This window comes from Glycocaulis albus, assembly GCF_014639075.1.
GTDB lineage: Bacteria > Pseudomonadota > Alphaproteobacteria > Caulobacterales > Maricaulaceae > Glycocaulis > Glycocaulis albus.
In genome coordinates this window covers 194004-203785 of sequence record NZ_BMFS01000005.1, presented here as the reverse complement: position 1 = coordinate 203785, position 9782 = coordinate 194004, and the positions used below count along the sequence as shown (strand labels likewise).

At 62.9% G+C, this 9782-nt stretch carries 10 protein-coding genes; 8 read left to right on the top strand and 2 right to left on the bottom strand.

Annotated elements, in window-relative coordinates; translation table 11 throughout:
- Positions 1–70 precede the first annotated feature (70 nt).
- On the bottom strand, positions 71–583 hold the full coding sequence (locus tag IEV75_RS07430) for a hypothetical protein (RefSeq protein ID WP_188451925.1): 513 nt from the start codon (positions 581–583) through the stop codon (positions 71–73).
- Between the two features lie 232 nt (positions 584–815).
- Here IEV75_RS07430 and IEV75_RS07425 point away from each other — a divergent pair, with 232 nt between their 5' ends.
- The 8 genes from IEV75_RS07425 to IEV75_RS07390 all read left to right on the top strand — a co-directional run bounded on the left by IEV75_RS07425 (position 816) and on the right by IEV75_RS07390 (position 8846).
- Positions 816–2609, top strand: coding sequence for an SLC13 family permease (locus IEV75_RS07425; protein ID WP_188451924.1), 1794 nt, complete (start codon positions 816–818; stop codon positions 2607–2609).
- A 180-nt stretch (positions 2610–2789) separates the two neighbouring features.
- A complete protein-coding gene (locus IEV75_RS07420) occupies positions 2790–4682 on the top strand; it encodes an acetyl-CoA hydrolase/transferase C-terminal domain-containing protein (protein WP_233351790.1) in 1893 nt (630 codons plus the stop codon).
- 125 nt (positions 4683–4807) lie between these two features.
- On the top strand, positions 4808–5209 hold the full coding sequence (locus IEV75_RS07415; protein ID WP_188451923.1) for a hypothetical protein: 402 nt from the start codon (positions 4808–4810) through the stop codon (positions 5207–5209).
- 202 nt (positions 5210–5411) lie between these two features.
- Positions 5412–5798 carry a thioredoxin family protein gene (locus tag IEV75_RS07410; RefSeq protein ID WP_188451922.1) on the top strand — a complete coding sequence of 129 codons (387 nt, stop codon included), beginning with the start codon at positions 5412–5414 and terminating at the stop codon, positions 5796–5798.
- Positions 5799–5841: 43 nt separating this feature from the next.
- The gene (locus tag IEV75_RS07405; RefSeq protein WP_188451921.1) at positions 5842–6567 is read left to right on the top strand and encodes a cytochrome c biogenesis CcdA family protein; all 726 of its coding nucleotides are present in this window, start codon (positions 5842–5844) and stop codon (positions 6565–6567) included.
- A 110-nt stretch (positions 6568–6677) separates the two neighbouring features.
- The gene (locus tag IEV75_RS07400) at positions 6678–7262 is read left to right on the top strand and encodes a sigma-70 family RNA polymerase sigma factor (protein ID WP_188451920.1); all 585 of its coding nucleotides are present in this window, start codon (positions 6678–6680) and stop codon (positions 7260–7262) included.
- Positions 7259–7894 (top strand): NrsF family protein, encoded by a 636-nt coding sequence (locus IEV75_RS07395; protein WP_188451919.1) that lies wholly within the window; start codon positions 7259–7261, stop codon positions 7892–7894. The genes IEV75_RS07400 and IEV75_RS07395 overlap by 4 nt, the downstream gene beginning before the upstream one ends.
- A gap of 244 nt (positions 7895–8138) precedes the next feature.
- The gene (locus IEV75_RS07390) at positions 8139–8846 is read left to right on the top strand and encodes a gamma-glutamyl-gamma-aminobutyrate hydrolase family protein (RefSeq protein WP_188451918.1); all 708 of its coding nucleotides are present in this window, start codon (positions 8139–8141) and stop codon (positions 8844–8846) included.
- Between the two features lie 52 nt (positions 8847–8898).
- On the opposite strand, the gene IEV75_RS07385 is transcribed toward IEV75_RS07390, so the two are convergent.
- Positions 8899–9561: a recombinase family protein gene (locus IEV75_RS07385; RefSeq protein WP_188451917.1), complete on the bottom strand. Its 663-nt coding sequence runs from the start codon at positions 9559–9561 to the stop codon at positions 8899–8901.
- Between the last annotated feature and the right edge of the window lie 221 nt (positions 9562–9782).

Sequence of the window (9782 nt, the reverse complement as noted above, 5' to 3'; positions counted from 1 at the left end):
TCCTCCTCGCGAAGGTTGAATCAGGCTTCGGCCAAAAACGGAATCCCGTTTATGAGTTTATGACCTAGGCTTACTGCTGGAAGGGGTCGTCCGCGCCGGCATTTGCCGGCCGGGCCATGGGCGGCGGCGGCGCCACGCTCTCTTCGGTCTTCTTGAGCGGAAAACCCACTTTCAGCTCGGGTGACACCAGAGTGTGATCGAAGCGGAAATCATCGACCAGATCACGTAGCTCCTGCGGTGCCTTGCTGTCTTTCGACGCCTCTATGGCGCGATAAAGGGCGAAAAGGCGCAGATAGCCCTTGTCGTCCCGCGAGAGGTCGGTTTCATCCAGGCGCGAACAGATGACCGTAAGCCGGGTTATGGCGGGCTTGCGCCGCCCTGCAGCCAGATCAAGCACGGATGCGGTCAGCTCCACCTTCCAGCCTATGTCGGCAAAATCGATTTTCTTGGGCACAGCTGCCAGCTCGGCACGCGCCTTGGCGATGTTGCCAGCACGCAGGGCTTCCAGCGCATTGCCGCACGCGGCCTGGGCCAGACGAATCTCGTCGCGCCGACGTTCCTCGGCCTTGCGTCCACCAAACATGACTTTAGCCCCTGATGGCTGGAGCAACCCAGCCTATAGCATGCCGCCGTGCAGAAGAACCCTCGCCACCTGCGCCGCCAGCTCACCCTGGATGCGATTGTTTACGCGATCACCTGCATCCAGAAAGAGGTTTAAGCAGTGCGCAGCAGGTTTTAACCCAACTGCCCGTCAGCAGAGCATTTACAGCGCGGCCAAGCAGTGAATAAATCGCTGCTGGCATGGGAGCACATCAATGATCGAATGGCTTGGCCCGAATGCGGGATGGCTGGCGCTCGCCCTGCTGGGTGTGATGCTGGCGGTGTTTGCATCTGAACGCTTCCCGCCGGAAATGGTCGCCATCGGGGCGGTGGCCGTTTTCCTTATCCTCGGACTGCTGGACAGCTCCAGCATGGTCGGGGCCCTGGCCAATGCCGCGCCGCTGACCATTGCGTGCATGTTTGTAATATCGGCCGCACTGGTGAGGACAGGCGCAATCCTGGAAGTCAGCCGCTTCATTCAGCGGCATGCAGGGTCCAGTAAAACACTGGTCATCGGCTCCACTTTTCTCCTGACCGTTATCGTGTCGGCCTTCATGAACAATATCCCGGTAGTGATGATCCTCATCCCGGTCATTACCGGCATTGCGCGCGACCTGAATCTGGCGCCGTCAAAGCTGCTGTTGCCGCTGTCCTACTGCGCCATCATGGGCGGCACATGCACGCTTATCGGCACGTCCACAAACCTGGTCGTCGATGGTGCTGCCCGTCAGGCGGGCATGGAACCTTTCGGCATCTTCGAGATGAGCGCCGTTGGTATTGCCGTTTCCGTGACCGGACTGATCTATCTGGCGGTTGTAGCGCCACGCATCCTGCCGGACAGGAAGGACTTTTCCCTGCTGGACGGAGCCAGCGAGTCCCGCTTCATCACGGATGCGCGGATTCCCGAAGGCTCGTCGCTGATCGGCCGCCGGCCGGATGATGTGCCTTTCCTGAAGCTGCGCGACCTGCGCCTTCTGGACGTGGTGCGCAACTCGCAGACCCTGCGCCATGACATCGAGCATATCGAGCTACAGGCCGGAGACCGCCTGGTGCTGGAATCGCCCATGAGCGAGGTATTGTCCCTGCACAGGGATGGCGAGGTTCGCGTCGGCGCCGACGACCTTGAGGATGTAAGCGAAAGCCGGGCAGTACTGGTTGAAGCTGTCGTGGGGCCAGGCAGCCGGCTGACTGGCGCGCCGCTGAAATCCTATCGTTTGCGCCGCCGGTTCGGGGTTTATGTGGTTGCTGTCCACCGCCATGGGGGCGAGATCAGCGAGCATGTGGGCCGCATCCGGCTCAACCCCGGAGACAGCGTGCTGCTGGAAGGCGCTCCGGAGGATATCGAGCGCATGTCGCGCGATCTGGGGCTTGTTGACCTGGCACGGCCTGAAGACCAGGCGTTCCGCCGCGAGCGGGCGCCGGTGGCGATCGCCGCGCTTGTCGGCGTGGTCGTCCTGGCTGCCCTGAACATCATGCCCATTGTCGGCCTGGCCGTCATCGGCGTTGCCATCGTGCTGTTTTCAGGGTGTCTCGACCCGGAAGAAGCCTTCGACAGCATTGACTGGCGCATTCTGGCCCTGATTGTCGCCATGCTGGCGATTGGTGCGTCATTGCAAAACACCGGAGCGATCGAGCTGGTGGTGGACGCCGCAGCACCGCTTCTCGCACTCGCCTCGCCGCTGGTGTTGCTGATACTGGTCTACGTCACAACCTCGGTACTTACAGAGACCGTAACCAACAACGCCGTGGCCATCGTGATGACGCCCGTGGCGATCGCCATGGCGGTGGCCGCCGGGCTGGATCCGCGTCCCTTCGTGATCGTGGTCATGATCGGCGCCAGTGCAGCCTTCGCCACGCCAATCGGTTACCAGACCAATACGCTGGTCTACGGGCCCGGGCATTACCGCTTTACCGATTATGTGAAGCTCGGTCTGCCCATGAATCTGCTGGTGATGATCGTCACGGTAACGCTGGTGCCGATGATCTGGCCTCTGGAGGCGGCCGGTTAGCCTGAAGGAAACGAATACGACTTCGTATGCGCGGCCAACCGGCTCACCTGTTATGCTGACACCGGAATTATTGAACGCCTACGCTGACCGGACGTAGCCTTTACCTTACGGCAGAATGGAGCCTGCACCCTGCCCGGACCCGCTGCGAATACAGCCCGCCTGCCCTCGCCAGGGGCGTGCGTGGACCTTGCGCTGGAGCGCGTTGGCAAGCGCATCGTGCTCGGCCTGCCGCTGGGTTTGGGCAAGGCCAACCATATTGCCAACGCCTTCTATGCGCGGGCGAAAGCCGATCCGGAAATTGAACTGACCATATTCACGGCGCTGACGCTGGAACGCCCGGCTGCACCCAACGCGCTCGCTGCGCGCCTGCTCGATCCCATTTCAGAGCGTCTTTACGACGGCTACCCCGACCTGGAGTATGCCCGCGACCGGCGGCGCAACGCCCTGCCCGCCAATGTGCGGGTGAAGGAGTTTTTTCTGCCACCGGGCGGCCTGCTTTCCAATGCTTCTGCCCAGCGCGACTATGTCAGCGCCAACTACACACATGCGGGCCGCGCCATTCTGGAGGCAGGGGTCAATGTGGTGGCCCAGATGGTGGCTCCCGGGCGGGATGGCAGGTTGAGCCTGTCATGCAACCCGGACCTGTCCCTGGACATGATCCCGGCCCTGCTTGAAAGGCGCAAGGCAGGTGCCCCGGCGATCATTCTGGGCGAGCTCAATGCTGCCCTTCCCTTCATGGGTCAGGGGGCGGACATACCAGAAGACTGGTTCGACGCGCTTTATGATGCTGGCAAGTACACGCTCTTTTCCATTCCGCGTGAGGCGGTAAGCACAGCCGCCTGGGCCATAGGCCTCCATGCCAGCACACTGGTACGCGATGGCGGCACGCTGCAGACGGGAATCGGCGCCCTGTCCGACGCCGTGGCGGCCGCGCTGAAGCTGCGCCACGAGAACAACGGGGCCTGGCGCGATGCTGTCGGAGTGATCGGCGCTGACATGCAGCTTGCCGAACGCTGGGGAGGCGTGGAGCGCTTCACGCAAGGCCTCTATGGCTGCAGCGAGATGCTCACGCTCGGACTTCTGGACCTCTTCCAGAACGGCATTCTCAAGCGGCGGGTCAGCGATGACGTGGACCGCCAGCGCGCCTTGCTGGCCGATCCTGACAGCCTGCGCGAGGATGAAGGCATTGCCCTGCATGGCGGCTTTTTCGCCGGCCCGGGGGAACTCTATGACCGCCTGAGACAGCTCAGTGCACCCGAACGCGCGCGGATCGACATGACCTCCGTGGCACGGGTGAATGATCTTTACGGTCACGAGGAGCTGGCCCGCCTGCAGCGCCAGCATGCCCGCTTCATCAACACCGCCATGATGGTCAATGGGCGCGGCGCGGCGATCTCGGACACGCTGGCCGATGGCCGCGTGGTCAGCGGTGTGGGCGGACAATATAATTTCTCGGCCATGGCGCACGAGCTGGAGGGGGCGCGCTCTGTCATCCTGGTACGCGCAACACGCCAGACCGGCGGCGAGACCCGCTCCAATATCGTGTGGACGGGCGGCGAGGTAACCGTGCCGCGCCATCTGCGCGATATTGTCGTTACCGAATATGGTGTGGCTGACCTTCGCGGGGCTACCGACCGGGACGTTGCCATCGCTTTGGCCAAAATCGCTGATAGCCGCTTTCAGGACACGTTTCTGAACGAGGCCAAGGCCGCCGGAAAGCTGGAAGCGGGCTATACTCTTCCGGAGACGGCCCGGCAGAACACGCCTGAACGTGTACAAGAGGGGCTGGAAGCCGCCATCAACGGTGGCGTGCTGGTGAAGTTCCCCTTCGGCAGTGACCTGACCGCAACCGAGCAGGCCTTGCGCGAAGCGCTGGAATGGCTGGGCCAGCGCAATTCCGGCTGGAAATCGCGCGCCGGGCTGATTGCTTCGGCGCTCTTGCGTGCGCCGGCGGCGCACCGCTTTGCCGCCGAACTCGAACGCATGAAGCTGACGCAGCCTGCCGGTGTCAAGGAACGGCTGGAGCAGAGACTGCTCTGCCTGGCGCTAAGCCGGACCGGAACGCGCGGCTGACCCGCGCCTTGCCGCGATCGATGCGTCGCCGGTCCAGTTTTATACAGATGTATAATGGTTTGTTCTTACTCCCGGCGCAGACTCGCCTAGACTGAGGACTGATTTCTGGCCGGGCGGACGGATCCATGAGTGAACCCACGATCTTTGCGTGCGACGCCGCGCCGGGCTGCCGGTATGCGGCTGTGCTGGGGCGGACGAGCTTCGAAACAACGATGCGCAACGCGCAAAGGCTCGTCGATCGCCTTGCGGGCGGCGACTATGCATCGCTGGTGATTGATTATCGCGGGGCTGAACCCAGCCTGGCGCCGGACCAGTACACGGCGTTCTTCAAGTTCATTGTGCCAGAGCTCTCCAGGCTCGACATGGTTGCCTATGTCTACGCGCCCGGCACGCTGATGCGCGCCGCCCATGCCACACGCCAGCTTTCGGACATGGGGGTCAATGCACGCGCTTTCGGCAACTGGGAGGAGGCCGCGGCCTTCATCGGTATCGATGCCGATGACCCGTTCGTGCAGGCGGCCCCATAGCCTCACTGGCGCCAACCACGTGCAGATGCCTGCGAAGCATGTTGTCCGTCCCGTGCCGGGCGCCTGCATGACATGAGCGCGTGCCGACGATGACTGGCACGTTTCATCTCGTGTGTAACCGGCGGCCATGCTGACACGAACAGACAGGAGCAAGCCAGCGCAATGGAGCGCACCGGCTGTTCAACTGATCTGGAGTTCCGCCATGTTCATCAAGACCCTCGTCGCCGGCGCTATCGGCGCTTTTGCCCTGGCCACATCCGCGCTGGCCAACGAACCGTTCACGCCGCAGGCCTTTGCCAACGCGCAGTCGCAAAATCAGCCGATACTTGTCGAGATTGCCGCGGACTGGTGCCCGACATGCCAGCGCCAGGAGGAGGTTATCGGCCAGCTTCAGGACGAGCAGCGCTTTGATGGCCTCACTGTATTCCGGGTCGACTATGACGGCCAGCGCGACATTGTCCGTCAGTTCCGTGCCACCACGCAGAGCACCCTGATCGTCTTCCGGGGTGAGAACGAGACAGCCCGCGCAGCCGGGATCACCAGCGAAAGCGATATCGCCGCCCTGATCGCGACGGCCTACGCCGACTAACGCAGGAAGCGCTTCATCCCACACCCTGCCGGAGGCCTCGCCCATGGGTCCTGAAAGCTATGTGTTCGGTTTCCTGGCCGGAACGCTGTCCATTCTCTCGCCCTGCATATTGCCGCTTCTGCCCATCGTGCTGGGCGCAGCGGCCAGCAGGCACCGCTACGGGCCGTTGGCTCTGGCGGCGGGCCTCACCGTGTCGTTCACGGCCGTCGGCCTGTTCGTGGCGACCATCGGCTTTGCCATAGGGCTGGACGGCGAGATTATCCGGCAGGGTGGCGGGGTATTGCTGGCGGCTGTCGGTCTGGTGCTGCTCGTCCCGGTCTTCTCCGCGCGATTGGCGACGGCGGCTGGCCCGGCCAGCAACTGGATCGAGAGCCGTCTCGGCGGTGTGGGTGATGGCGACGGGCTTGTGCCGCAGTTTGCGATGGGGCTGGTGTTGGGTGCGGTCTGGAGCCCGTGCGTGGGCCCCACGCTGGGCGCAGCCTCCCTCCTCGCCGCGCAAGGTCAGTCGCTAGGTCAGGTAGGGCTGGTCATGTTGCTCTTTGGCCTTGGTGCGGCCCTACCGCTTGCCATTATCGGGCTTGCCTCGCGCGAGGTCCTTATGAAATGGCGCACCCGCATGCTGGCGGCCGGGTCGATGGGCAAGATGCTGCTGGGCGGCTTCCTGCTGCTTGTTGGCCTGCTCGTCGCGACAGGCATGGACAAGGTACTGGAAGCCTGGCTGGTAGAGCTTTCGCCAGAATGGCTGACCCGCCTGACGACCAGCCTGTGATCTACCTGCTCAACACGATGTGATCTGGAGACTTGCTGAATATGCTGGCCGCAGCCGTCTCATCGCCTAGTCTGTTGACCGTTAATGGCGTGCGCCCTTCCGGAGCCGCCATGCGGCGGGCCAGTGGTGAAAAGGCAGTGACAGGCGATACCGATGCCAAGCTGAGAGCGCTCATGGTGCTCGCCCAGGCCGGTGACAGGGCGGCCTATCGCAGCGTGCTCGACACCGCGCGGGTACAGCTTGCAGCCTATTTCCGCTACCGCGTGAAGGAAGACCCGGCCAGCGCGGACGATCTCGTGCAGGAAACCCTGATCGCCATTCATACCAAACGCGCCACCTATGATGCGCGCCACCCCTTCATGCCCTGGCTCTACGCCATCGCGCGCTACAAGCTGATCGACCATTACCGGCGCTACCGCCTGCGCCGTACAGAACCGGAGGAGGCTGCAGGCGGCATTGCCGATGAAACCGACGATACCCGCGCGGCGATGGCCCGGCTTGATCTGGAAGCCCTGCTCGCCCGCCTGCCCGCCGGTCAGGCCGAGGCCATACGCCGGACGAAGCTGAACGGGCAGAGCGTCAGCGAAACCGCCAGCGCCATGAATATCAGCGAGTCCCTCGTGAAGGTGAATGTGCATCGCGGCCTGAAAGCGGCTGCATCCCTGGTGGGACTGAAACAGGCGGACCGGTCATGACGCGTCTTATCGATGAACTTGTTGACGGGCTGGAACCGGCCCCTTCACGTCCGGCGCTGGCCGTTTTCGGCCCGCCGTTGGCTGTGGCCAGCCTTGTTCCATTCGCCCTCACGGTGGTGGTTCTCGGCTTCAGGGCGGACATGGCGTCGGCAATTGTCGGCATACCCTTCTGGGTAAAGCTCGCCGCGCCCGCCCTCGTGGCCGGCGCCGCAGGACTGGCGCTGGCCCGCCTTTCGCGGCCCGGACGGGGCGCAGGCTCCGGGTTGATGATCGCCGCGCTCACCATGCTTGTCCTGCTGGCGGCAGGCCTGGCCAGCCTGATCGCAGTGCCCGAGGGATTGCGCCTGCAAGCGCTCATCGGTTCATCGCTTGTCAAATGCCTGATCTCGATCAGTTTGTTCGCCGTACCTTTCCTCATCGCAGGCTTCTGGGCCCTGCGGCGCATGGCACCGGTACGACCGCACCTTGCCGGATTTGCCCTTGGGCTCGTCGCCGGCGGCTTGTCGGCGGCGGTCTATGCCCTGTCATGCGGCGAGGATGCACTGGCCTTCATCGCCAGCTGGTACCAGCTGGGCATACTCATCATTTCCGCAGCGGCAGCTCTGATCGCACCGCGCATCCTGCGCTGGTAAGCAACCAACCCCATAAGAATAGAGAGAAATTATGGTAGCGGGAGAGAGACCAGCCCGCCCCGTTACCAGCATGCCCCGCAGGCTTTATATTTCTGAGGCTTAGCCGATCCGCCCTGAAGCGCCCCCGATTTCTTGTGGGACAGTTTGTGGGGCAGTTTGCGGCGGTTGTCGAGGTCCGCTTCCGCGCCCTTGTTCCGAATGCTAGACAATCCCACACGCGGCTGGGAAATCGGAGCAAAAAAAATTGACCGAGGAAACCTACTTCATCCACGAGAGGCTGGAGCCGTGGCCGAACGCTGAAGTAGAAGAAGGGTATGTTCTCAGTCCGCTGCTCTTCATGCACGCCCTTGGGTGCGTGGTCACGGACTGGAACATGCTGGAACAGAAGTACCGCTACGTAGTCGCGGCAGTGTCAGGGCTGCCAGTTGCTGCGGTGCGCGCGCTGCTTACGCACGTTGGGGCAGACACTCTTACGAGTGCGCTATACTCGACTGTTGAACTTCGGCGCGGTAGCGATGCGCCCGGTAAGGACCCCAGCCGCGACGAGGTTTGGCTAGCCTGTACGACAGCGGCACGGGCTTTCGATGTTTGCCGAGGAAACAGGAATTTCCTCGTCCACAAGTCGCAGCCCATGCACCGATATGACAACATGAGAGAGAAGGCGGGTCTGAGTGCGTACTCTGTCTCTAGGCACAAGAAGTCAAAAGCGATCAAAATCAGCAACTATGCAGTGGGGCTGGACGACATCCGGCGGGTGGCTGATGAATGTTGGAATGTTGGGCATTTCCTTTGGCATCTAGAAGGGCCGTTGAGGGGGCGCTTGCGGGGCAACAACTCGGTCGCTTTGCCCAAGCTACCTGAGGTGCCGCAGCTGCTCACTGAGCGGTTGAAGCCCATTACCGATTTCAACCCAATCGTCTCTCAGGAGACCACAGCCAACGACGGCAACTGAGAGGGGGCGCGGTCGAAAAAGGCAGACGGTGTCGGACACGCGCGTGTTTCCGTCACGCCGTCTCCAGCCTCGCCACTACCCGGCTCACGGTGTTGGGATGCCACCGTCCCCCGCCTCGCGTCTGGACGCCAGCGGCGTTGAGAGCCTCAGCGATTTCCCGTAGTGTCGCCCCGCGCTCCTTGAGCGGCTTCACGATCCCCTCGACTGTCTCAGCGAAGGCATCGGCCTTGGCACGCTTGGCCGCGTTGATCTGGGCTATGTTCCCCCTGTCGCCCCCCAGCTTCACGCCCCGCGCCTTGGCGGCGGCAAGGGCCTGTCTGGTGCGAAGGGAGATGAACTCGCGCTCTTGCTCTGCCAGCGCGGCGTAGATGTGCAGGGAGAACTTGTCCGCGTAGGGCATGGACGCCACCCGGAGGTTCACCCGCTTGTCGTCCATGATCGAGGCGATGAACGAGACCTTACGGCTGAGGCGGTCCAGCTTGGCGACTAGCAGGGTGGCCCCCCGGCTGCGCACAAGGTCCAGCGCGGCCTGTAGCTGAGGCCGGTCGTCTCCCTTCCCGGACAGTACGTCCGTAAACTCCCCGATGACCTCGAAGGGCGTCTCAGCGTAGGTCTCTAAGAACAGGGCAATGTCGCGGTCCTGTGCCTCTAGCCCTAGGCCGGAGCGGCCCTGCTCCTCTGTGGACACTCGGCGGTAGATAACGAACTGGAGCATGGCCCCTGCCTCCCTCACGGCTGACTGTGAGAGGGCTTCTAGCATCGCCTGTTACGTAATGCAACGTTGGTTGCGTGCGTTACGACGTTGCCTGCTGCCGCAATGTTCGAAGCTTCGCCTGATATCCCTGCCATACCGTACGCGCCGCGCTAACCACGTCGGCCCGCGCATCCCTAGAGGCCCCTCGCTCAAGGTACCAACGCAGTTCGCTCCACGTTCGA

Bases quoted from the DNA above. Each gene is read 5' to 3' on its own strand.
- IEV75_RS07425 (WP_188451924.1), top strand. From the start codon at position 816: ATGATCGAATGGCTTGGCCCGAATGCGGGATGGCTGGCGCTCGCCCTG.
- IEV75_RS07415 (WP_188451923.1), top strand. From the start codon at position 4,808: ATGAGTGAACCCACGATCTTTGCGTGCGACGCCGCGCCGGGCTGCCGG.
- IEV75_RS07430 (WP_188451925.1), bottom strand. From the start codon at position 583: ATGTTTGGTGGACGCAAGGCCGAGGAACGTCGGCGCGACGAGATTCGT.
- IEV75_RS07385 (WP_188451917.1), bottom strand. From the start codon at position 9,561: ATGCTCCAGTTCGTTATCTACCGCCGAGTGTCCACAGAGGAGCAGGGC.
- IEV75_RS07395 (WP_188451919.1), top strand. From the start codon at position 7,259: ATGACGCGTCTTATCGATGAACTTGTTGACGGGCTGGAACCGGCCCCT.
- IEV75_RS07400 (WP_188451920.1), top strand. From the start codon at position 6,678: ATGCGGCGGGCCAGTGGTGAAAAGGCAGTGACAGGCGATACCGATGCC.
- IEV75_RS07405 (WP_188451921.1), top strand. From the start codon at position 5,842: ATGGGTCCTGAAAGCTATGTGTTCGGTTTCCTGGCCGGAACGCTGTCC.
- IEV75_RS07410 (WP_188451922.1), top strand. From the start codon at position 5,412: ATGTTCATCAAGACCCTCGTCGCCGGCGCTATCGGCGCTTTTGCCCTG.